This is a genomic window from Nitrospirota bacterium, from assembly GCA_015233895.1.
Lineage (GTDB): Bacteria > Nitrospirota > Thermodesulfovibrionia > Thermodesulfovibrionales > Magnetobacteriaceae > Magnetomonas.
The window spans coordinates 455,863-477,006 of the sequence record JADFXG010000001.1 but is presented as its reverse complement, the minus strand read 5'-3'; the positions used below and the strand labels follow the sequence as shown (position 1 = coordinate 477,006).

Annotated in this window: 20 protein-coding genes; 7 read left to right on the top strand and 13 right to left on the bottom strand. The window is 41.7% G+C overall.

What is annotated here, in order from left to right; translation table 11 throughout:
• From HQK88_02120 to bamA, 11 genes are all read right to left on the bottom strand, one after another.
• Positions 1 to 601 (bottom strand): transposase (locus HQK88_02120; GenBank protein MBF0615594.1); only part of this gene is annotated, 601 nt, incomplete at its 3' end.
• Positions 602 to 990: 389 nt separating this feature from the next.
• On the bottom strand, positions 991 to 1,503 hold the full coding sequence (locus tag HQK88_02115; protein ID MBF0615593.1) for a Uma2 family endonuclease: 513 nt from the start codon (positions 1,501 to 1,503) through the stop codon (positions 991 to 993).
• A gap of 76 nt (positions 1,504 to 1,579) precedes the next feature.
• Positions 1,580 to 2,578, bottom strand: coding sequence for an SUMF1/EgtB/PvdO family nonheme iron enzyme (locus HQK88_02110; protein ID MBF0615592.1), 999 nt, complete (start codon positions 2,576 to 2,578; stop codon positions 1,580 to 1,582).
• A gap of 32 nt (positions 2,579 to 2,610) precedes the next feature.
• Positions 2,611 to 3,288, bottom strand: a complete 678-nt coding sequence (locus HQK88_02105; GenBank protein ID MBF0615591.1) for a caspase family protein — start codon at positions 3,286 to 3,288, stop codon at positions 2,611 to 2,613.
• A 176-nt stretch (positions 3,289 to 3,464) separates the two neighbouring features.
• Positions 3,465 to 3,977: a Uma2 family endonuclease gene (locus tag HQK88_02100; protein MBF0615590.1), complete on the bottom strand. Its 513-nt coding sequence runs from the start codon at positions 3,975 to 3,977 to the stop codon at positions 3,465 to 3,467.
• Between the two features lie 148 nt (positions 3,978 to 4,125).
• Positions 4,126 to 4,935 carry a UDP-2,3-diacylglucosamine diphosphatase LpxI gene (lpxI, locus tag HQK88_02095; GenBank protein MBF0615589.1) on the bottom strand — a complete coding sequence of 270 codons (810 nt, stop codon included), beginning with the start codon at positions 4,933 to 4,935 and terminating at the stop codon, positions 4,126 to 4,128.
• Between the two features lie 5 nt (positions 4,936 to 4,940).
• Positions 4,941 to 5,720 carry an acyl-ACP--UDP-N-acetylglucosamine O-acyltransferase gene (gene lpxA, locus HQK88_02090; GenBank protein MBF0615588.1) on the bottom strand — a complete coding sequence of 260 codons (780 nt, stop codon included), beginning with the start codon at positions 5,718 to 5,720 and terminating at the stop codon, positions 4,941 to 4,943.
• 2 nt (positions 5,721 to 5,722) lie between these two features.
• Positions 5,723 to 6,154, bottom strand: coding sequence for a 3-hydroxyacyl-ACP dehydratase FabZ (gene fabZ, locus HQK88_02085; protein MBF0615587.1), 432 nt, complete (start codon positions 6,152 to 6,154; stop codon positions 5,723 to 5,725).
• Positions 6,155 to 6,223: 69 nt separating this feature from the next.
• Positions 6,224 to 7,231, bottom strand: coding sequence for a UDP-3-O-(3-hydroxymyristoyl)glucosamine N-acyltransferase (gene lpxD, locus HQK88_02080; GenBank protein ID MBF0615586.1), 1,008 nt, complete (start codon positions 7,229 to 7,231; stop codon positions 6,224 to 6,226).
• 28 nt (positions 7,232 to 7,259) lie between these two features.
• Positions 7,260 to 7,781 carry an OmpH family outer membrane protein gene (locus HQK88_02075; protein MBF0615585.1) on the bottom strand — a complete coding sequence of 174 codons (522 nt, stop codon included), beginning with the start codon at positions 7,779 to 7,781 and terminating at the stop codon, positions 7,260 to 7,262.
• A 52-nt stretch (positions 7,782 to 7,833) separates the two neighbouring features.
• On the bottom strand, positions 7,834 to 10,074 hold the full coding sequence (bamA, locus tag HQK88_02070) for an outer membrane protein assembly factor BamA (protein ID MBF0615584.1): 2,241 nt from the start codon (positions 10,072 to 10,074) through the stop codon (positions 7,834 to 7,836).
• A 230-nt stretch (positions 10,075 to 10,304) separates the two neighbouring features.
• Between bamA and glgP the strand changes: the two genes are divergently transcribed.
• The 7 genes from glgP to HQK88_02035 all read left to right on the top strand — a co-directional run bounded on the left by glgP (position 10,305) and on the right by HQK88_02035 (position 19,245).
• Positions 10,305 to 12,017, top strand: coding sequence for an alpha-glucan family phosphorylase (glgP, locus tag HQK88_02065; protein ID MBF0615583.1), 1,713 nt, complete (start codon positions 10,305 to 10,307; stop codon positions 12,015 to 12,017).
• 105 nt (positions 12,018 to 12,122) lie between these two features.
• Positions 12,123 to 14,318: a response regulator gene (locus tag HQK88_02060; protein MBF0615582.1), complete on the top strand. Its 2,196-nt coding sequence runs from the start codon at positions 12,123 to 12,125 to the stop codon at positions 14,316 to 14,318.
• Between the two features lie 129 nt (positions 14,319 to 14,447).
• Positions 14,448 to 16,526, top strand: coding sequence for a cache domain-containing protein (locus HQK88_02055; GenBank protein MBF0615581.1), 2,079 nt, complete (start codon positions 14,448 to 14,450; stop codon positions 16,524 to 16,526).
• 47 nt (positions 16,527 to 16,573) lie between these two features.
• The gene (locus HQK88_02050; GenBank protein MBF0615580.1) at positions 16,574 to 17,929 is read left to right on the top strand and encodes an HD domain-containing protein; all 1,356 of its coding nucleotides are present in this window, start codon (positions 16,574 to 16,576) and stop codon (positions 17,927 to 17,929) included.
• 18 nt (positions 17,930 to 17,947) lie between these two features.
• Positions 17,948 to 18,328: a response regulator gene (locus HQK88_02045; protein ID MBF0615579.1), complete on the top strand. Its 381-nt coding sequence runs from the start codon at positions 17,948 to 17,950 to the stop codon at positions 18,326 to 18,328.
• 42 nt (positions 18,329 to 18,370) lie between these two features.
• Positions 18,371 to 18,928 (top strand): C40 family peptidase, encoded by a 558-nt coding sequence (locus HQK88_02040; GenBank protein ID MBF0615578.1) that lies wholly within the window; start codon positions 18,371 to 18,373, stop codon positions 18,926 to 18,928.
• 80 nt (positions 18,929 to 19,008) lie between these two features.
• The gene (locus HQK88_02035; GenBank protein ID MBF0615577.1) at positions 19,009 to 19,245 is read left to right on the top strand and encodes a hypothetical protein; all 237 of its coding nucleotides are present in this window, start codon (positions 19,009 to 19,011) and stop codon (positions 19,243 to 19,245) included.
• 20 nt (positions 19,246 to 19,265) lie between these two features.
• On the opposite strand, the gene HQK88_02030 is transcribed toward HQK88_02035, so the two are convergent.
• Positions 19,266 to 20,774, bottom strand: coding sequence for an HD domain-containing protein (locus tag HQK88_02030; GenBank protein MBF0615576.1), 1,509 nt, complete (start codon positions 20,772 to 20,774; stop codon positions 19,266 to 19,268).
• Positions 20,775 to 20,859: 85 nt separating this feature from the next.
• A complete protein-coding gene (locus tag HQK88_02025; protein ID MBF0615575.1) occupies positions 20,860 to 21,144 on the bottom strand; it encodes a hypothetical protein in 285 nt (94 codons plus the stop codon).

Sequence of the window (21,144 nt, the reverse complement as noted above, 5' to 3'; positions counted from 1 at the left end):
TCAAAATATCCTTTACGCCCCTGTTGGATAAATCACTTAGCACCTGAAGCCAGAAGTTAGCTCCTTCGCTTTCGGATATATAGATACCGAGTGCTTCTTTTAATCCACGCTGATTTATGCCAAGAAGCGTATATGCAGCCTTTTGACATACTCGGCCGTCCTCCCTTACTTTATAATGAATTGCATCCATCCAGACAAATGGATATACTCCCTCAAGCGCTCTGCTTTGCCACTCTTTTATTACAGGGATTATTTTGTCGGTTATTGAACTTAAACTCGCTGGGGATACCTCTATCCCATAAAGTTCCTCTATATGCTTGGATATATCGTTATAACTCATCCCAAAACCGTACAGGGATATGATTTTGCTCTCCAGTGCGTCACCAGGATAGGTCTGCCTCTTTTTCACTATCTCAGGCTCAAAACTACTATTGCGATCCCTCGGAGTCTCCAATTCAAACGCTATTTGATCTGTCTTCACTGTTTTGCATGTTGACCCGTTTTTCCTGTTTCTCCCGCCTGATTCTCTTTCATCACTCAAGTGGTTTTCTAACTCACCTTCCAACGCCGCCTCAAGAATCCGTTTTATTAGCGGCGTTATTACTCCCTCTTTACCACTTTAAGGCTTGCCGGATTTTAACTGCTTGATTGCCTCTTGCTGAAATGATGCAAAATCGAACTCCTTCAAATCTTTGTTTCTCTCTTACTCATCGTGTCATCCCTCCTTTCTTTTTTCATAACTGATATTATATTTCTGTTATGCAGTTTCTGAAAATACAATTTTCAAAATATGCTCTCTACTTAGAGTTCATGACACAGTTTTTTGAACACTCTCTTTTTAAAGGATTTCATCACTCTTTTAAACTGTAAACTTGCATTGCGCATCCAATAATTTTTCCCTTAATTTCAATATTTCTGATCATAGTATTCATGTAATCATTTAAATTAAAGATCAGAATATATCTTAGTAAATCAGCGGTCAAGGTTATTTTACTCGAATATGTCTTTGATATCAACTTGAAGTCCTTCTATGACTTTAGACGTAACTGTGCCCTCAATTGCTGCAACGGAATGTAATTTATATTTCTCATTTTCAATTGTTAAAATCTGGACACTCATAAACTCAGGCAGGACTATCCAGTATTCCGGCACTCTATATCTTTCATAGATATCTCTCTTAATCAATGTATCCCTTTCGTAACTCCATGGAGAAACAATTTCACAAACCATGTCTGGAACACCCCGTACCCACCCCTGTACAATAGGCATATTCTCTTTTCTGATAAACAATATGTCAGGCTGAACCCGGTTAATTCCTTCCTCAAAGATTACGTCAAGGGGTGATAAATAAACTTTACCTAGCTTATTAGTCCTTACGTGTTGGCGTATAATATCGTATAGATTGCCGACAATATCCTGATGTTTGTCAAATGGACTAGGCCCCATTATTTCCACTCCGTTGATGATTTCAGTTAAGTCTAAATCTGTTTCGATGGTTTGCATACGTTATCTTATCACTATCCTTATGATTTTGTCTATATGGAAAAGAAACACTCTTTTAAGGTAAAAATCCAAAAGGTTATTTAACATACTTGAGGCGAAACCCTACGACGTTACCCTTGCTGCCGGGGGTGCTGTAGTTCCTATTGGAACATCGCAAATTCTGCGGTATGACCTGGCAGCTACCACCACGAAAAACACGGTTCTCGTCACTAACACTACTCGTCCACTGCCACACATTTCCCAACATATCATACAACCCATAATTGTTCGCTTTAAAACTACCTACCGGCGATGTTACCGCATATCCATCATCACAATTAAAAGATGACCAATCGAAATTAAATGCTCTTTTAGCAGTTTTATCATGAACATTAGCATAACGACACGCATCCTCTTCTTTGTCCCAATACGTATCTTTGCCGGTACCAGCCTTACAGGCACTCTCGAATTCCTCTTCCGTTGGTAAACTATATTTCTTTCCTGTTTTACCCGACAACCATCTCACAAAGTCATCTGCATCATTAGCCGATACATTCACTACTGGTTGATTATCTCCATTCAATGAATTACCCTTATAGTCTTTACTGTCATGACTAGGTTTAAACTTCCTAAACTGCGCGTTTGTTACTGCATATTTCCCCATATATATACCGTTCGGTAACTTCACAAACTCCATCCCTGTCACTGTATCTGTATACGAAGCGCCGCCTGTTGTACCACTCTCTTGCTTCGGGCGATTTGCCATCGCCAAACGTTCCTCTTCTAATTTCTCTCGTTCTGCTTTTAGCCAATTTTTCTCCTGTTCCAACGCTTGTGATTGTTCTTCCGCCTCTTTCCGCTTTTTCTCTTGCTCCAATTTCCTACGTTCTTCATCCAACTGATTTTTTTCCTCTTGAACTCTTTGTCTCTCAGAGGATAACTGTTGTTCCGCCTCGTCAACCTTGCTGTTACCAGTTGGTTCAGTTACTTGCGGTGTTTGATTTTTTGCAGATACCACTCCTTCACCAGAAAAGTAAAAATCTCCTATTAACGATGATGATTCCCACGGAGTTTGTCTATTGTTTGTATTACCCATCACTCCTTCTCTTGTTTTCTTAAATACATCCTCTATTTTAATCCGGATTTTTTTATGTTCTTAGCCAATTCTGCCGTGTAAACACCATTATTACTCCCTGTCCCGTCTTCTGCTGTGCTCCCCGGCGCTGTAGCATACGCTATCAATGTACCTGTCGGCGCATTCATTACTGCTAAGCCTCTTTTATCGCTTCTAAAACTCCTTGCAAACGGATTGTTTCTACAAGCATCAAGCACCACTAATTTAAACTTAGCCTTAGCATTGTCCATTTTACCTATTACCCTGCCGGCATCTATTGATTCATATTCTATATCGTTTTCTACCTTAATATCTGCACCTATCGGCAGTAGATAGTTATTCCCATTTACCTGTGCGCCATGACCGGCAAAGTAAAATAACGCTACTTCTGCACCTATTATTTCTTCTCCAAAATCATCTATCGCTTTTTTCATTTCTTTCTGGGTAGCATTTATTTTCTTTGTTACTTTAAAACCAAGTTCTGTGAGTACCTTTGACATCAGTGCTGCATCGTTTGCCGGGTTACTTAACGGATTATCTTTATAGTTGCAATTACCTATTACCAAAGCTATCTTTGCGGTTGAAGCACCCGGCTTCTTTTTTATAACTGCCGCCCTGCTTTCTGCGTTTGATATGTCTGCCGAAAATAACATAAATATAAGCATTAACGATATGTATCTTAGTGGTTTCATATTAGTTTGCCTCCCCCGCTAATTATAAGCCCTAATCCCCGTTGTATTTAAACCAGCATCTTTGCATGGAAATATACCATATTAACTAGTCCTGGTTCAATATCTCTGCGCCTTTAAGATTTTACAAAAGTATGTTCATTAATTGTTTTTCATGTCATATAGATTATTTAGAGAGGTTACTCGAATATATCATTGATCTTAACTTGAAGTCCTTCTATGACTTTAGATGTGACAGTACCCTCAAATGCTGCAATAGAGTGTAATTTATACTTATCGCCTACGATGGTTAATATTTCAATCGTTTGTGGCTCCGGCATAACTATCCAGTACTCCGGCACCCTGTATTTTTCATAGACAGCCTTCTTTACCGCTGTATCCATCTCATAACTGCCTGAAGATATTATTTCACAAACCATATCCGGTACGCCTCTTATCCAGTCCTGTGCAATACTCATGTTTTCTTTCCTGATAAACAGTATATCGGGTTGTAGCCTGTTAACACCTTCTTCAAGGATTATGTCAAGTGGTGATAAAAGAACCTTACCCAATTTATTAGTCTTTACGTGGTGGCGTATAATTTCATATAGATTGCCGACAATATCCTGATGTTTAAAGAATGGACTAGGCCCCATGATTTCCTCTCCATTGATAATTTCAGTTAAGTCTAAATCTGTCTCAAAGGTTTGCATAAGTAATATTATAATTATTCTTACGATTTTGTCTAACTGCCTGGGGAAACATCACTGTAACCAGAAATTTAAAAAGCAAATGAAGTTTTTATTCAAATCTAAAATTCATTACCTAAATCAATGGTAATACCCTAAAACACTACTTAATTTAAACTCCAATTACGGAAATACCGGCAGCATTAGCTGCCTGTAACATTTCTTCTTTTTGAATTATCAAAGTGTGCTCAGCTTCAAGAGCTAATACGCGGGCTTTGACCTCGAGCATTGCCCGTATCGTGTTAAGGCCGCAGGCCGGATAATCAAATCTCCTGTCCTGGTTTGGTTTGCTTACCTTTACAACCACTGCTCCCGGCCCGGCCAACGTTCCTCCGCGCACGATTGCGCTGTCTGTCCCCTCTATAGCCTCCACAGCCATTATTGCAAGGTTTTTTACAATAACAGTCTGCCCTATATCCAGTCTGCCCAACTCCTTTGCTATAGCAAAACCAAATTCTATGTCTTTCTTTTCTGATTCAATCAGTTTTTTTTCAGTCAACAAAGCTTTTGGAGCTAAAAGCTCCGATGTGAATTCCGTAACATCAAGCATCCTGATGCCCTCTTTGGCAAACTCCGTTACTAAGGCAAGCAGTATCGAATCATCACTACGGTCTTTTAACTTAACAAGAAAAGTCACTGCCTTCAGATCAGGCTTTATTTTCCCCTCGTAAAGAAGCGACTTAGGCACTTTGCCCGCCATGACCGCCTCTTTTGCCCCGGACTTTTTTAACGTATCTATTATTGTCCCCAGCTTTCCAACACTAACCGGCTTATAGTGATCTACATAGTTACCTAAGGAATCATCCACAAGTGGCTGAAGCCCTATGGCAAACACCTCATAGCCCTTAGCCCTTGCCCCCTCTGCTATTGCACGGGGTAAATCCCCTTTACCTGCAATTAAACCTAATAGTTTGCCTGCCATCTTATTTACCTGCAAATTCCTCTTGTATTTTTTGATATAAACTCTGTCAACATTTTAATATCCTCAATATGGCCTAGTTCACTCTCAACCTTATCAAGTGCCTCTTTAAGAGTAAGCTTGTCTCTGAAAAGCACTTTATAGGCTCTTTTCAGATTTTGAATCCTATCATCAGTAAAACCATGGCGTTTTAACCCTATGACATTTGGCCCATACAACCGTGCCCTAGGCCCTGAGGCCATCATAAAGGGTGGGATGTCCTGCCCTATCCCGCTAAAGCCCCCTACCATCGCATACGCCCCAACACGTGTAAACTGATGCACTGCCACAATGCCGCCAAACACTGCATGATCACCCACTGTCACATGTCCGGCCAGTGTTGCAGCATTTGCCATCACTATCGAGTGCCCCAGTTTGCAGTCATGTGCTATATGAACGTAGGCCATTATGAAGTTTTTATTTCCTATCTCTGTTACTCCGTCTCCGCCTACTGAGGCTCTGTGAATTGTTGTGTATTCACGTATTATGTTTTTGTTACCTATCTTGATTTTAGTTGGTCTGCCATCGTATTTTAAGTCCTGGGGAGGAAGTCCTATGCTTGTAAAAGGATAAATCTGGCAATCCTCACCAATCTCAACAACACCGTCTAAGACTATGTTTGACATTAGCTTTGTGCCTCTGCCTATTGAAACGTCATCTCCTATTATGCAAAACGGGCCAATTACCGTATCCTCGCTGAGTTTAGCGTTTTGCCCCACAATTGCAGTAGGATGAATATCTGGTTCCATGATTATGCTTCCTTCTCAACAACCATAGCAGTAAACTCAGCCTCTGACACCACAGTGCCATCCACTGAGGCTTTGCCGGTAAACCGCCAGACGTTACCCCTTTTTTGTGTCACTTTTACATCCAGTATCAAAGTGTTGCCGGGCACTACAGGTTTTCTGAATTTTGCTTTCTCTATACTCATAAAATACACGGTGTTTCCTTTGACGCCGGATTTGAAGGCCAAAATGCCTGATACCTGTGCCAGAGCCTCGATAATCATCACTCCCGGCATTACAGGGTTATCAGGAAAATGCCCCTGAAAAAAAGGCTCATTTATCGTTACATTTTTCACTCCGCGTGCACTCTCATCTGCTATAATCTCATCCACCCTGTCAACCATAAGAAACGGATACCTGTGTGGTAATGTTTTAAGCACTCCGGATATATCTATCAATTTAGTGCCCTCCTGCTGTTTTTAATAAGATTTTGGCTGCTTGTTACACTGTAGCGGCTTCAGCTTTTTTTATGACATAGCATTTAGTTTTTTCTCGAGTTCCTGTATTTTTTCATATATCTCAGGCAATTTTGTAAAAATAATATGTGATCTCTTATACCGGCTATGGGAAAAACACGGCGAGCCCATGTACATGCCTTTTGGCAGTACTCCTTTTACACCGGACTGGGCAGCTACCATTGTGCCGGAGGAAATTTCAGTGTGATCTGCCACTCCAACCTGACCGCCAAGCATAACATAGTCGCCTATGGCCGTGCTTCCGCCTATTCCAACCTGTGCTACGATTATAGAATTCCTGCCTATTTTAACATTATGGGCTATCTGTACAAGGTTGTCTATTTTAGTGCCATCGCCTATTACCGTCTCTCCTGTGGTTGCCCTGTCTATAGTAGAGTTTGCACCAATTTCGACATCGTTTCCTATTGTGACAGTGCCGACATGCGGCACTTTCACGTGTATGCCGTTGTCTTGCTCATAGCCAAAGCCGTCTGAGCCTACTACAACTCCAGGGTGGATAATCACACGGTTGCCTATTGTGACTCTCTCCCGAATTGTTACGTTAGGGTAGATTAGGCAGTCCTCCCCAATTGTAGTACCCTCACCAATAAAGACGCCTGGATACACTACACTTCGATTACCTATGACTGCCTGAGCACCGATAAATGATGAAGGATAAATCGTCACTTGCTTGCCTATAGAGGCATTGTCTGAAACGAAGGCTCCATTCATCACCCCTTTTACTTCATGTGGACTTACATAGAAAACCCCCAGAAGTTTTGCAAAACTAAGTGCAGGATTTTTTACTACCACCTGAGCCTTAGCAAGGTCTGGTATTTCCTCCCTGACCAACACTGCTGAAACATCAGATGTCCTGAGTTTCTCTATATAACTTTTATGGTTTATGTAAGTTATATAACCCTGGCCTGCCTCATCAATACCAGCTGCTCCGGATATTTCAAACTCCCCGTCACCTATTACAAGCCCGCCGGTTATGCGGGCTATATCATTTAGTCTCATATGAGATATATATAAATAAACTGCGGGGCTACTTTTTCTTTTCGTTTAGTTTCTTTATAATCTTATCTGTAATATCGGCTTTATCATCGGAGTAAACGACCATCGAGTTGTCCAGTACTGCAGCGTAACCCTCTTCCTTGCCGGTAGCAACAACAAGTTCTTTTACGGCTTTAAAAATGTCTTTGGTTATTTCCTGCTCTTTCTTTCTTACCTCCTCCTGTGACTCTGCTGCAAATCTTTTATACTCTCTTAACATAGATGCGAGTTCTTCTTGTTTTTTCTTCTTTGCATCCTCAGACATCACGCTGGATTTCTTGTCATATTCCTCTTTGGCTTTTTCAATTGCTTTTTCTTTTTCGTCTATTTTTACCTGATGGCTCTTAACAAACGAATCAAGGGTCTCTTTCGCTTTTTTGCCCTGCTCTGACTCCATAAACACCTTCTGAATATCAACAAACCCGATCTTTGTGTGCTCTGCAGCAAAGACACTACCTGAGGCAAAAACCGCACACATTGACGCCACCGTCAACAACAACATAACTTTCTTCATTACTACCCTCCTAAGGTATTTTTTTTAAGCTGTATTTGATAATATTTCCATGCTAAAAGAAACTTCCTACAGAAAACTCCACTCTGCCTGGGGCCTCATCCCCAGTCCTTCTCAGGTTATAGCCATACTCCACACGTATCGGACCAAATGGGGATATCCACCTTACTCCCAAACCCGTTGTGTATTTCACGTCACGCATAGTGACAGAGCTATCCATCGCCGTACCAATATCTACAAAGTAAACCCCTTTAATTTTAAGCTCAGGTAAAATCGGGAAAATTATTTCATTGTTATTTAATATCTGGCTTGTACCGCCAAGGTATTGGTTGTTTGCATCCTTTGGTCCGGCATCTCCAAAGGCAACGCCCCTTATGGTGCTGATACCGCCAACAAAAAAGCGCTCATAGATAGGAAGAGGCATGCCAAACATTCCGGTACCATAGCCGTAACGCAATCTTGTTGAAAACGTAGTCTGGCCTATGAAGGGGAAAAACCATAGCGATTCAATGCCAGCTTTTAAAAACCTGTTTGAGCCCAGAAGCCCGGCACCGGTAACATAAACGCTGTTTAGCGAGCCTGTGGTCGGATCTATATAGTTATCCCTTGTATCTCTGGCTATTGAAGGCGTCAGGCTGCCAGTTGTGGAATAACCCTCCTGATCTATTACTAATGGACTGGCCGTATCGCTTACATTATAAACGTTGACCTTTTCTAATTTGTAGAAAAGCCCTGCCGAGTAGTAGTCAGCAAATCTTTTGCCAAAACCGAAAGTTAAACCTGTAGCGTTTCTTTCAAAAGTTGAATATACCCTGTCAGTTCTATAAATACTTGACATAAATGATATCGGTTTTTCTAAAAACCATGGATTTTTATAAGTTATCTCATAGAGAGAAGATAATCCTCCAATCTGGGTGCTGACCTTAAGCGAATTACCAGTGCCAAAGAGGTTTGTCTGGGTCACCTGAACCATAGCAATAAGATGATCTATGGAGCTATAGCCGCCTCCTAAATTTATAAAACCTGTCATTTTATCTTTTACTTTTATATCCACATTAGCTGTATCGTTATCCGGCTCCGGTTTCGGAGTGAGATCCACTTTTTCAAAAAAGTCAAGGTTGTTAATGTTCTGTTGGCTTCTTTTGAGTTTAGCACTGTCGTACAAGTCACCCTCGTTAATGGTCACCTCACGCCTTATTACTTTATCACGGGTCTTTGTATTGCCTGAAATATCAATCCTTCCTATATGATAAAGTTTGCCTTCCTCAATGTTCAGTGCTACATTGACAGTATGTTCAGTTTCGTTTGGCATAACCTGAGGCGTTATGCCTGCTGAGGCATAACCATGCTCTGTGTAGTAATCGGATACTGCATTCATGTCTTTAGTTAGTTTACTTTTACTAAAGAACTCGCCTGGTTTTATTTTAATTAGAGGCATAAGAATATCCTGCTGGTATGCCTTATTTCCTGTGAGCGTAAGAGAGGTAATCTTAAACGGCTGCCCCTCTGAAAGCTCAAAAACGACTGTTATAGCTCTCTTCTTTTCATCTACTACTACCTTAGGGTCATTTACCCTTATGTCAAGATACCCGTAATCAAGATACAGGTCCTTAATCCTTTGGACATCATTGCTAAGTACGTCTTTTTTCAGATAGCCGCTGCCGGTAAAAAAAGAAAATATGTCCCATGTGCCAGTATCAATCACCTTTTTCAATTTTCTTGTAGAAATCTCTTTATTTCCGATAAATTCAAGTTTACGGATTTTTATTTTCATATTTTCCGTTATTTTAAATGTTAAAGATACCTCATTTTCCCCTGAATATTTGATTATCGGAACTATCTGTGCCAGGTAATACCCCTCTTCATTGTAATAGGCCTTTAGTTTTTGGGTGTTGTCCTCTATCAATGAGTTGTCTGCGATTGTACCTACTTTAAGAGTCGTCTTCTCTCTGAGCTTATCATCGGTAAGCTCATCATTTCCGGCAAAAACTATTTTAACGATAGTGGGTTTTTCTTTAAGTTTGTAAATCAGTTTAAGTCCGCCCTCGTAAAATTTCATATCAACTGCGACGTCATCAAAAAAACCCATCCTATAGATAGCCTGAATATCTTCTGAGACCTTCTCCCTTTCAAAAGGCTGATTAATTTTTTGGGATAACTTGCTGCGTACTGCCCCGTCCTCAATTCTCCTGAGCCCGGTTATGTCTATTGAAACGACAAGAGGCTCCGTACAATACCCAGCTACCGCTGTCACAAGCAAAAACAGCACTATCACAAATATAAACTTTTTATTCATAAAATCATGCTCCCTTGTCAAATCTAACATTCTATGACAAGCAATTATATAGCATATACTGGATTTGTGTAAATAGGTAAAATTATTTTTTTTTTAATACACTGCTGTTTTTAATCAAAGCACTTGTTTTTTTCTTTGAAATTTTGTATATTGTCACTCTGTAATCATTAATTGATAGTGAAAACTTGGTCACAACAGATAAATAACTTTAAGGAGGTTTAAAGGTTAGCATGTCCATACTGGAAAAATACACAACAGAACCCAAGATAGCCTATTTTACAATGGAGATAGGTCTCAAGGATGATATCCCAACCTATAGCGGAGGGCTTGGCATATTGGCGGGGGATACGATAAAATCCACCGCTGATTTAAAGCTGCCGGTGGTAGCAGTTACCCTTATGCACAGAAAAGGGTATTTTACACAGGATTTTGACGCAAGCGGTTATCAGATAAGCAATCCGGTACAGTGGGACCCAGCAACATATATGACCCTTACGACAGAGAAAGTTACCGTAAGGATTGAGGGACGCGATGTACACGTTCAGGCGTGGATTTATTTTGTGGAAAGTTTAAGGGGCGGAGCAGTCCCTGTATTGTATCTTGACACGGATATGCCTGAAAACACACCTGAGGACAGAGAGCTGACCCATCAACTTTACGGCGGTGACACCTCTTACAGAATCAAACAGGAAATAATTCTTGGAATCGGCGGCGTAAGGATGCTTAGAGAGCTGGGATTTACCGTCAAAAAATACCATATGAACGAGGGACACGCCTCATTCCTCACACTGGAACTCTTGCATGAGTTCAAAAAGGACATCGAGAGTGTATGGGATGAATCCCTCATCTGGGATTTTGAGAAGGTTAAAGATCTCTGTGTATTTACTACCCATACCCCTGTTGAAGCAGGCCATGACAGATTTACTTATGAGCTTTACGGCAAAGTAATGGGGGATTATTTCCCGGAGAGAGTCCTTAAGGCACTTGCCGGTGATGATATTTTAAACATGACAATGCTTGCCTTAAATCTGAGTAACTTTGTAAACGGTGTGGCAAAAAAACACGGCGAAGTCTCACAAAGCATGTTCCCCGGTTACAGAATTAACGCTATAACAAACGGAATCCACTCCTACACGTGGACTTGCGAGCACTTTAAGAAAGTCTATGACAAGTACCTTCCGGGCTGGGCCAATGAGCCTGAGATTTTCGTTCGAGTTGAGACAATTCCCGACGATGAGATCTGGAACGCTCACATGGCAGCCAAAAAGGACCTGATAGACTACGTTAACAGAACCTGTAATGCCGGCATGGATACTGACACGCTGACACTGGGGTTTGCCAGAAGGTTTGCCACTTATAAGAGAGCAAATCTGCTCTTTAGCGATATTGACAGACTTATAAAGATAGCCGCAGGCAAGGTGCAGTTTATATTTGCCGGAAAGGCTCACCCGCGGGATGACGCTGGAAAGTTGCTGATTCAGAGCATCTTTAACTATGCGCGTGACCTCAGGGATAAGATAAAGATATGTTTTGTGAAAAACTACAAGATGGACCTCGGTCTTCTGTTAACCTCCGGCGTGGATGTGTGGCTTAATAACCCGCTTAGGCCGCTTGAGGCCTCAGGAACCAGTGGTATGAAGGCCACTCATAATGGTGTGCCTAACTTTAGTGTTCTGGACGGCTGGTGGATAGAGGGCCACATTGAGGGCTATACGGGCTGGTCAATAGGGCCTGCCCCTACTGAGCTTGAGCCGGATGAGAAGATGAATGACATAGATGCTGCAGACCTTTACGACAAGCTTGAGAATGTCCTGATTCCAACCTACTACGGTCCCAGAAAGAACTGGGTTTTCGTTATGAAAGGCACAATAGGCAAAAACGCCTACTACTTCAACACCCACAGAATGATGAGAAGATACGTAACAGAAGCATATATAAGGTAATTCATCAGGGGGGAGGACTTCAGTTTCTCCCCCCTGGTTTGAATTTTATATTCAAAGGGATATTGACATTTGTAGTGATTTAACACTAAACTTGTCAATATGAGAGTGTCATCACTTTATAAAAAAGCTTTGCTTATCGTAGTTGTATTACTCACCATTACAACGGAGGTAATTTTTCTCTATGGCGGCGCCTGGTTATCTCTCATCATGCTTGTCCTTGCTTCAGCTGTTGCAGGGCTTCTCTTTAGAAAACTCATTGATAAGCCTTTAAATATCCTTGTTGACTACGCAAAGAAACTCGTTGACCATGAGTACGACGCTAAAATTGATTTAGCTTGTTGCCATGAATTTGAAGCACTCTCCTGTATTCTTCAATTTATGGCAATTGACCTCACAGATATTTTTGAACGTTTTGAACAAGTAGCCGGGGGGTTAGCCGAGAGTGATTTTAAAATTAAGGCTACTCTTAACTACCTGAACGCTGTTATAAACAACATGGCTGATGGTCTGCTGGTTGCTGATGCCGGAGGCATAATTACTCGTGTAAATAAACCGCTTGCAGAGCTTTTTGGGATTGATGCCAGTGAAGTTACAGGCAAGTCTGTAGCGGAGGTTTTTGGTGCTGCCATGTCGGCTCTGTTAATGCAAAGCTCTACTCATAGCGCTGAGGAGGTTATATCCACAGACATTGAGTTGCCATCTTCAACTGTTCTTAAGGCATCTTCATCAGTTATCCAGACAACAGCTGAAACGCAGGGACAATCTCAGGCTGCTAACGGCGTTGTCATCATGGTGCGGGATGTTACAAGAGAGAGAAACGTTGACAGAATGAAAACTGACTTCATTTCGACCGTCTCTCACGAGTTAAGAACTCCGCTAACCTCCATTTTAGGTTTCACTGAAATCATTCAGGAACGGCTGCAGGAGCAAGTTTTCCCTGCTCTTCCTGCTGGTTCTAAAAAAACAGAGAAATCAATTAAATTGATTAACGATAACTTAAACATAATTATAGGCGAGGGTGTGCGTCTTACCAGCCTTATCAACGATGTGCTTGACATTGCAAAAATGGAGGCAGGCAAGGTTGACTGGAAATACGAAACAATTCGAATAGAAGATATTATCGGCAGGGCATGGCAGTCCACGCAAACGCTCTGTACCAAAGCAGGGCTTGAGTTTATAAAAGATATACAGCCGGATTTGCCTCCAATTACCGGTGACACGGACAGACTAGTTCAGGTACTCATAAACCTTATTTCCAACGCAGTTAAGTTTACCAAAGAGGGCTCAGTCACATGCCGTGTCAAACTGGTGAATACAGAGATGGTGGTAAGCATTACAGATACCGGTATGGGAATTGATGCAAAAGACAAAGAGTCTGTTTTTGAGAAGTTTAAACAAGTCGGAGACACTCTCACAGACAAGCCAAAAGGGACTGGACTGGGGCTTCCCATCTCTAAACAGATTGTTACTCACCATCAGGGACGAATATGGGTTGAGAGCGAACCGGGAAAGGGCAGCACTTTTTCTTTTACACTTCCGGTTCAAACCGAAACTTCATACAGGCTCACCTCCACAGACCTTGAAACCCTGATGAAAACAATACATGGCGGCACAAAAGCGCACGCATACATAGCAGATGGAGTAGTAGCCGGAGAGACAGCGTCAAAAACCATATTGGTGGTTGATGATGATGAGAGCATACGTGAACTTCTGACTCAGGAACTTCAAAACGTTGGCTACAGCGTAGAAACGGCCAAAAACGGCATGGAGGCTATAAAAATTATAAAGGAGAGGCCTCCACAACTGATAATTTTGGACGTTATGATGCCGGAGATGAATGGCTTTGACGTAGCCGCAGTTATCAAAGGCGACCCTGCAACAGCCGATGTGCCAATCATTATCCTATCCGTTGTTGAGGACTCAGAGCGAGGCCGCCACCTTGGCGTTGATCGCTACCTGACAAAACCAATTAACAAGGAACTCCTTTTCTCCGACATTAAAACACTGCTTGCAGATGGCGCCTCAAGAAAGAAAATCCTGGTTGTGGATGAGGATGAGTCAAACGTCAAAACTCTGACAGATGTGCTTAAAACAAAAGGATACACAGTTGTCTCAGCCACAGACGGCCCCGACAGCATTGAAAAGGCCAAAGCCGAAAGGCCGGATATTATCATAGTTGACGCTTTGCTTTCAGAGCGGGATCAACTGGTTAAAACCCTGCGTTTTGAAAAAGGACTGGAAAATGTGTATTTTATATATCTCTATGGGCCTGAAAAGCAGAAGTTTCCTGCAAATGTGTGAAGGGTAATAATTCGCCTTAACCCACCGGTTTTATCGGCGAGTGTGTGTGTCAAACTCAGATATATTGTTGGTGCGCTTGTGAGTTTAAAGTAGTTTTATTGTTAAGAGGCTTGTAACAGGAAGGGAATTATGTTTAAATCAAAACTATTTATAAGGTATTTTTCCACAATTGTTATTGTTATTGCCACTTTTACAGCCGCTATTTATTTTTTTTCCATAACTTTCATAAAAGAGACAATTTATGAAATAGAGAAATCGTCCGCCAAAACAGTGTTAAACAATGTTTACGAAATAGTTCATACCATTGACCACAGCATGGAGTCATACAGAGAGTCAGCGCTTGCTGCAAAAAAAAGAGAGCTTAAAAACGTCATCATGATGGCTGAAAGTTACATTAACATAATGGAGGCTCAGGCTAAGGCAGGCACTATCTCCCAGGGCAATGTTGAAAAAGAGATTTTGGAAACTCTCAGTAACTTTAAATACGGCAACAATGATTACATTTTTGTCACTGATTATAATTCATTTATACTGGCACACCCGGACAAGAGTGTTCTGCATACCGATTGTTCAAAGTTAGCCGATGTTACAGGCAAACTAGTAGTGTACCCTATTGTAGAAGGGGCTTTAAAGTACGGCGAGGGGTACCATACTTATAAGTGGAAAAGGCTTGAAACCGGCGATGAACCACTGGATAAGTTAACCTATTATAAAAATCTGCCGGACCGTAAATGGGTTCTTGCTACCGGAGTTTACATTGATGACATAGAAAAGGCAATGAACTCTATGAAGATGTCTGCCATTGACAACCTGCGCCAGATACTTAGGGATGTGAAACTGGCAAAAACAGGCTATGTGTTTATATTTGGCGCACAAGGCAATGGATACTATATGACCATTCATCCTATTAAGGCCATGGAATCTACAAATATGAAGCAATACTTTGATCCAGTGACAAAAATACCGCTTTATAAAGAGCTGATTGCAGTTGCGGACAAACCCGATGGCTTAAGATATAAGTGGGACAGACCCAATGACCCCGGGCACTATGTTTACGACAAAATTGCCTTTGTTAGGTATTACAAACCGTTTGACTGGTACATCGGCTCCTCTGTGTATGTGGATGAACTTGAGAGCAGCTCACGCATACTTGGCAACCGTATTCTGGCCATTGCATTTCTAAGCCTTATATTTTTGGTATTTTTAGGATATGTTTTTTCAAAGAAAATGGTTGCTCCTCTGAAGATGCTTGCAGAGACGGCATTACGCATTAAGGGAGGGGATTTAACTGCCACAATTACTATTAATCGTGATGACGAAATAGGCATACTTGCCGATGCCTTTAACAGTATGGTGGGGGAACTTAAGGAAAACATAATGTCCCTGGATGCAAAGGTAAATGAACGCACTTCTGAGCTTCAGGCAGCTTACGATAAACTAAAAGCCGTTGATGAGATGAAATCAGCGTTTCTCTCTAACGTCTCTCACGAGTTGCGGACTCCGTTGACCTCTGTGCTGGGGTTTGCAGAAATTATAAAGCAGTCTTTTGAAGAGACCGTTATGCCCCATGTTAACATGGAAAGTAAAAAGGTGGAGCGCTCTGCAAAACGCATCAGCGAAAACATAGAGATTATAATATCGGAAAGTGAGCGCCTTACGGCTCTTATAAACGATGTGTTAGATATTACAAAGATGGAGGCAGGTAAGATGGTTTGGAAAAAGGATACCATTAAAATATATCAATTGATAAATCACGCAATCAGAGCAATATCGCCGCTTTTGCGCGGCAAAGAGGCTCTGAGATTTGCAGTTGCGATGGAGGAAAATGTGCCTGACACAGTGGGCGATTATGACAGGATTCTACAGGTAGTGATAAACCTGATTTCAAATGCAGTGAAATTCAGCAAAGAAGGTGATATAACAATAAGAGCATCATCAGATGACAATAATGGAGAGATATTGGTATCTGTAACCGATGACGGGATAGGCATTCCGGCAGAGGAGCAGGAGATGGTTTTTGAAAAGTTCAAACAAATAGGAGACACTCTTACGGATAAACCAAAGGGGTCGGGTCTTGGGCTTCCCATTAGCAAAGAAATTGTAGAGCACCATCGGGGGCGGATCTGGGTTGAAAGTGAGCCAGGGCGTGGTAGCATTTTTTCTTTTACACTGCCTGTGGTACAGGCTGAGGCTGCCCCCTCAGCATAACATTAAATTGAGGAAATAACGTATAATGTTTAGAAAGAGGAGGATAAGTGGATCTTTTTAATTTGCGAAAGTTTCTTCAGAAAAAAGATACCATTAAACTGATAGACTCGCTTACTGACTCTATGGGGATAAAGGTCTGCATAGCGGACAGCACTGACACTGTCATATACGGTGCTGACAACCGCAACCACTCAGGGCTACCTGTAATAGTTAATGATGCAACCGTAGGGTGGGTCTATGGGCAGGATACAACTAAGAGTGCAACAATTGTCACACTACTGCATCACATGGTAAAAACAGAGATGGAGAGAAAAGCGCTGGCAACGGAGACACTTGATAAATACAACGAAATCACAATGCTCTACGATTTTGTAGAAAAAGTTAACACATTCAATGTTAAAGAGATCTCAAACTTTCTTATAAATCAGGTGTTGGCACAAATCAAAGCCGATAACGTATTTGTTATTTTAAAAAACGAAATAAGTGGCAGGCTTGAGATAGCGGCAGGATATGGTACAACCTATAACATAGGCATTGAGTTGCCGCAAAAAACAGAAACTATCTGTGACATTATGCTTAGCGGCAAGGCTGCGATAATAAATGACTGCCACTCAAAATCCGCATGTGTTTTGGATATAGATAACATAAACTCAATGATATGTGCTCCGTTAAAGGCAAAAGAAAAGACCCTGGGTGTGGTAACTGCTAGTACAAAGGATTCTTACAACTACTGTGCGGATGATCTCAGGTTTTTCTGCACTTTGGTTTCTCAGGCGGCCTTTGCAATTGATAACGCAAGGCTTTATGAGTCTCTTAAGGGGGCTTTTATTAAAACAGTTCACACACTTGCTGAGACCATTGAACAGAGGGACCCCTACACAGGAGGGCATACAAAACGTGTAATGAGCTACAGCATTGCTATAGCCGAAACCCTCATGTTATCAAACAGGGAGAGAGAGAGGCTTGAGCTTGCCTCAGTCCTCCATGACATAGGCAAGATAGGGGTCAGTGATAATGTGCTGCGTAAGACGTCTAAGCTTACGGATGAGGAGTTTGAGGAGATCAAAACCCATCCGGCCAGCGGGCAGCAGATACTGTCTTACATAGAAGAGCTCAGAGACATAATACCTGGGGTTAAGTCTCACCATGAACGTTTTGACGGCAAGGGGTATCCTGATGGGCTTAAAGGCACAGATATAGACCTGATAGCACGGATAATAGCCGTTGCCGACTCCTTTGATGCAATGACCTCAGACAGACCTTACAGAAAGGGGCTGCCTTTTGAAGCTGCCCTCGCCGAAGTGAAAAAATGCTCTGGTACTCAGTTTGACGCTGATGTTGTGGAGGCATTTTTTAAGGCATGTAGCGAAAACAAGATTAGACCCGCCGAACCGGGGAAATAAATTAAAGGAGGGACAGTAATAATGCCGATAATACTTATAGCAGATGATGAACAGCACATACGGATGTTAATCGAACAGACCCTCGAGACTCTGGAGGATGAGGGAGTGGAGATTCTTACAGCGGAAAATGGCGCTGAGGCGCTTGAAATAATCAAGGAAAAGCGCCCTGAGCTTGTTTTTCTTGACGTTATGATGCCAAAGATGAACGGCTTTGACGTGTGCAACACGGTTAAGAACGTACTTTGTATCACAGGAGTATATATAATAATGCTAACAGCTAAGGGTCAGGAATTTGACAAGGAAAAAGGCGTCGAGAGCGGCTGTAATGAGTATGTCACAAAACCCTTCAGTCCGAGGGAATTAAAAAACAAGGCTAAGGAAATCCTTGGGCTTACCTGAGAGGATAACTATCGTGAAGGCTGTGGCATGAGGCGGTTGACTGTGGCAACACTTGGAGTTGTTGTGTTACTTTTAGCAGCCGGGTGCGCCAAAAAGCAGGTGATACGTGAGCCTGAATCTCTGGAGCAGGAGATAAAAACACCATATGATGTTTTAGAGAAAAACATTTACAGCGCAACCAAGCCTTTCATAGGAAAAAAATACAAGACAGGAGCTAATCCTGAAAAATCTCCGTACACCGATTGCTCTCACCTTGTATGTGCAGTAACAAAAAACTCACTATCTGGCAGCGGCTTTGATTTTAAACCTCACTACCTGCCCTCCGATAAGATATACGACATGTCTTACGAGGTAACAAAACATGAAATCCGGCCAGGTGATCTGATGTTTTTCACAGACAGTAAAAACAGCCAAAACCATGTAGGTTTAATCACAAGGATACACAAAGGGGCGGTTTATTTTGTGCAGGCATCTTCACAGGCAGGCGTGGTGGAAAGTTCAACTAAATCGGATGCATGGGAGTATTACTGGAAAAGGCGGTTTGATTCTTTCAGGAGATGGAAAAAGATAGTTTTTAAAGAACTCGGATTAAAATATTAGTAATTGAGTTGAAATAATTATTATTTGATGGTACAATAATTAATGGTTACCCAGGAGAGGTTTACAGAGACGGGGAGAATATGAAGAAAAAAACATTTATAATAACGGTTGGGGTTCTTTTGTTGCCGCTAATGCCTTTTTTTCTGCCAATAGCGTTGATATACTTGTTTGCGGCAATTAATTTGAGCAAAGGTTACAGCAGACTTTATTGCGGAGGGGTTAAACCTACAACACGGGAAATTATTATCGAGAGCCTGGAGGACAAGGGAGTAGCAGTGCCAGCATGGCTTAAGACCAAGCCAAGACCATGTTACTAAGCCTTAGTTTATAGACAAAGCTAATCGCTGCCTTTTTTATCATTGCCTTTAATTTCCACATATAGCCGTATTAGCGATTTTTCATCCTCAGTAAGGTCAAGAAACTGCCCGCCTGCGAATTGGTAGCCGCCTGTGATTTTGGAGTTTCTTATCTGAAGCCGGATGTTTTTAAGGTGTTTGTCGAAAATCTCAAACTGCAGCCCATACACACGTTTTACTTTTAACGATTCGTGGCCTGTGGCAAATGCCCTTGTAGAAATCTTAAGCAGACAGCCGCTGACACTGAAGTTAAGAATAAGAGAATTTACGGAAAACCCTGTTTCCGGCTCTTTAACAACAGCAATACAGTTTGCAATAAACCTGCTGTGGCGTCTTTTTTTGGCAGGGGATTTCTCAAAATCTGAAAATCCCCAAAGTTTATGCGGATTTATGTGAAGATTTATGTCCGAGTATGAAAGCATCTCCACTACGGCGTAATCGTCCTCAGACGTGTCTCGTTTTATTGGGTTAGATGATGGAAATCCATTTGCCTTCAGTATGGTTTTAACCACAGGGGTATTAGCAAGTTTTCCTCTTGCTATAACTACCGCAACCTCCTTATTCTTAAGTTTAACAAAAGACCCCGGAGGATAAATCCCCAGATGTTTAATAAACAACATGGCAAGCGTGTCATCCACATCTTTTCCCTTTTGAAGAAAGATCCTCTTCATTGCCTCGTTAGCATAAAGAGGCCCCCTGTAGTTTCTCTCAGATACCATAGTGCAGTATATGTCGGCAAGGCGGGCAACCCGTGAGCTTTCTGAGATTTCCTCTCCTTTAAGTTTCATGGGATAACCGCCTCCATCATAGGATTCATGATGTTCCATGACAGTGCGCAGCCATAGTTCATCCTTTACCCCGCGTGCCTCCAGCATTTCAACACTTTTTGCAGGGTGGCTCTCTATTTCCTTGCGTTGGGATTCAGTAAGTGGAAGGCTTTGCCGCAGCAGAACGTTTTGAAGTTCCACGATTGATATATTCATAGTGACAACGGCAGCTATCAGGGATTTTCGCCACTCAGTGCTCCGGTTGAGCCTCCTTGCTATGATTTCAGCCACTGTTGCCGTATGAATAGGGTGTTTTACAGTGTATGAAAGACTTCTGTCCATGTAGAGAGCTCCCAGAGACAAGTCCTCGTCATCATAGCAGCACTGCTGAATACTGTCGGTTATCTGATTAACACGCAGCGACATGTTTAACTTTTCAGATGTATCTTTTATGAGGCTGTTGTAGTTATCTGTTACGCTTTGGATTATCTCAAACGGAGTTTCAACCATTAAGCTGCCCTTGCCTGCCGATAAATCCTGCTCGAATTCGTGGTAAACCGTCTTTGCATAAGGAGTCATGAGGTCGTTTAACATTCTGAGTTCGCTGTCGTTTCTTACCACATAACCACGCTGCAGCATGAGTTTTCCATGGACGTCATAAACGGGATGGGTAAGAGGTACTCCAACACGGATGTCTTTAAGTCCTATGAGTCTGCTTTCCATTGCAGGCGCCTTATTGAGAAGTTATACCAATTATTATTTAATAAAATGAAAGACTCACCCCATAACGGCAGGAGTGACTCACCCCCTAGACTTTCTTTACTTTAAGCACATCTTTTAGATTTAATGTTTCAAGCAAAGTGAACAATCTCTCATCTTTCACAAAAAGTTTAATCCCTATTTGATTTTCCAGTACAATCTTTAGCAAGTAACCTATTAATGAGGATGGCATTGAGACTGAATCAACGACCTTGATTGACAAGCTGTTTGTCCCTTTTTCTAAAAGGCTGCTGAGCGAGCCTTTGATTTTTAAATAATCATCTATTGTTTTAATATGTCCAGTTACTGTTAGCTCAGAGTCACTTGTTAACAT

Excerpts from the sequence above, each read along its gene's own strand:
- HQK88_02075 (MBF0615585.1), bottom strand. The coding sequence starts at position 7,781 with ATGAAGAAAGTTATGTTGTTGTTGACGGTGGCGTCAATGTGTGCGGTT.
- HQK88_02035 (MBF0615577.1), top strand. The coding sequence starts at position 19,009 with ATGAAGAAAAAAACATTTATAATAACGGTTGGGGTTCTTTTGTTGCCG.
- lpxA (MBF0615588.1), bottom strand. The coding sequence starts at position 5,720 with ATGGAACCAGATATTCATCCTACTGCAATTGTGGGGCAAAACGCTAAA.
- HQK88_02030 (MBF0615576.1), bottom strand. The coding sequence starts at position 20,774 with ATGGAAAGCAGACTCATAGGACTTAAAGACATCCGTGTTGGAGTACCT.
- HQK88_02115 (MBF0615593.1), bottom strand. The coding sequence starts at position 1,503 with ATGCAAACCATCGAAACAGATTTAGACTTAACTGAAATCATCAACGGA.
- glgP (MBF0615583.1), top strand. The coding sequence starts at position 10,305 with ATGTCCATACTGGAAAAATACACAACAGAACCCAAGATAGCCTATTTT.
- lpxD (MBF0615586.1), bottom strand. The coding sequence starts at position 7,231 with ATGAGACTAAATGATATAGCCCGCATAACCGGCGGGCTTGTAATAGGT.
- HQK88_02055 (MBF0615581.1), top strand. The coding sequence starts at position 14,448 with ATGTTTAAATCAAAACTATTTATAAGGTATTTTTCCACAATTGTTATT.
- HQK88_02025 (MBF0615575.1), bottom strand. The coding sequence starts at position 21,144 with ATGTTAACAAGTGACTCTGAGCTAACAGTAACTGGACATATTAAAACA.
- HQK88_02100 (MBF0615590.1), bottom strand. The coding sequence starts at position 3,977 with ATGCAAACCTTTGAGACAGATTTAGACTTAACTGAAATTATCAATGGA.
- bamA (MBF0615584.1), bottom strand. The coding sequence starts at position 10,074 with ATGAATAAAAAGTTTATATTTGTGATAGTGCTGTTTTTGCTTGTGACA.
- lpxI (MBF0615589.1), bottom strand. The coding sequence starts at position 4,935 with ATGGCAGGCAAACTATTAGGTTTAATTGCAGGTAAAGGGGATTTACCC.
- HQK88_02105 (MBF0615591.1), bottom strand. The coding sequence starts at position 3,288 with ATGAAACCACTAAGATACATATCGTTAATGCTTATATTTATGTTATTT.
- HQK88_02110 (MBF0615592.1), bottom strand. The coding sequence starts at position 2,578 with ATGGGTAATACAAACAATAGACAAACTCCGTGGGAATCATCATCGTTA.